The organism is Nonomuraea lactucae, from assembly GCF_003313395.1.
Taxonomy (GTDB): Bacteria; Actinomycetota; Actinomycetes; order Streptosporangiales; family Streptosporangiaceae; genus Nonomuraea; species Nonomuraea lactucae.
Genome location: NZ_QNFZ01000503.1, coordinates 1 through 1,410, shown reverse-complemented (window position 1 = coordinate 1,410; position 1,410 = coordinate 1). Strand labels below are relative to the sequence as shown.

Here is a 1,410-nt window from a genome sequence, read left to right as displayed (position 1 = left end):
CGTGCGGCCGGTGGCCGAGGCGGTGCCCGAGGCCGACGCGTTCGAGGGCCTCGGCGGCGCGCAGGCGGCGCTCGCGCAGCGCGGGGCCGGCGTACAGCAGGCCGTCGGCCACGTTGTCCAGCGCGGACACCCCGGCGGCGAGGTGGAACTGCTGGAAGACGAAGCCGATCAAGCCGGCTCGCAGGGCGGACAGCCGCCTGTCGGTGAGCGTGAGGACGTCGTGCCCCGCGATGCGGACCGTGCCGCCGGACGGCCGGTCCAGAGTGCCGATCATGTTGAGCATGGTGGACTTGCCGGAGCCGGACGGGCCGACGATGCCCACGAGTTCGCCGTGGTCGATGCCGAGGCAGGCGCCGCGCAGCGCCATGACCTCCCCGTACTCCTTGCTCACGTCACGCAGTTCGACGATCACTTGGGCACCGCCACGGTCGCGCCCTCCGGGACGCCGTCGACCTCCACCTTGCCGTCGGCGAACATGCCGGTCTCGACGGCGGCGTAACGGGTGCTCGCCCCCTCCACGACCTGCACCCCGTAGCCGCCCTCGGCCAGGGCGAGCAGCGCGCCGACGGGGACGGCCAGCACGTCCTCGCGCTGCGCGGCCACGATCGTCACCTCGACGGGCGCGGCGTCGAAGGTGCGGCCGACGCCGGTGACCGACACCTCGACCTCGATCGTGGTGGCGGTCTCGTTGCCCTCGCCGGTCTGGGTGGCGACCTTGCCGACGCGGACGATCCTGCCTTTCACGGTGGAGCCGCCGGGCAGCTCGACCGTGGCCTTCATGCCGCGCTTGACCAGGTGGGCGTCTGCCACGTCCAGGTTCACGAGGACCTGGCGGGTGGTGCCGCTGGCGGTGAGCACGGGGCCGGTGGCCGTCTGGCCGACGGCGGTCTTGTGCTCGGCGACGCGCAGCGGCCCGTCGGCGACGACGACGTCGCCGGGCTCCACCTTGCCGGTGACGTCGAGACCGAGGTCGTCCTGCCAGTCCTCGACGGCCTCGCGGGTGGCCCAGGTGTAGGTGTCGTCCACGTCGAAGCCGGTGTAGCCGAGTTTGCGGAGGTTGCGTTCGAGCAGTTCGACGTCCTTGCCCTCGACGCCGTCCTGGAGGGTGCGGTAGAGCGGCGTGGTGCCGTACAGGAGGGGGCGGCGGTCGGCGTCGACGCTGTAGACGGCCTTGCCCCTGGTGACGGTGGCGCCTTCGGGGGGCAGCCAGGTGATGGTGCCCTGGGCCTTCGCGGTGACGGTGACGGTGTCGCCGTAGCCGAGGGTGCCGTCCACGGTCTTGGTCTCGGTGAGCGTGGTGCGGGTCACCTTGGCGGTGGCGGGCGGGGTGCGTACGGCACCGGCTCCGGCCGTTCCGGAGCCGGTGCCGCCGAAGCCGACGGCGGCGGCCGCGACGGCGGCGGCGAGCAG

2 protein-coding genes are annotated in these 1,410 nt (G+C 73.3%); both read right to left on the bottom strand.

Annotated features, from left to right (window positions below; all coding sequences use genetic code 11):
- The coding region (locus tag DQW85_RS23030) for an ABC transporter ATP-binding protein (protein ID WP_113702207.1) at positions 1–367 on the bottom strand (367 nt) is incomplete at its 3' end.
- Positions 368–408: 41 nt separating this feature from the next.
- The coding region (locus DQW85_RS23025) for a peptidoglycan-binding protein (RefSeq protein ID WP_113702206.1) at positions 409–1,410 on the bottom strand (1,002 nt) is incomplete at its 5' end.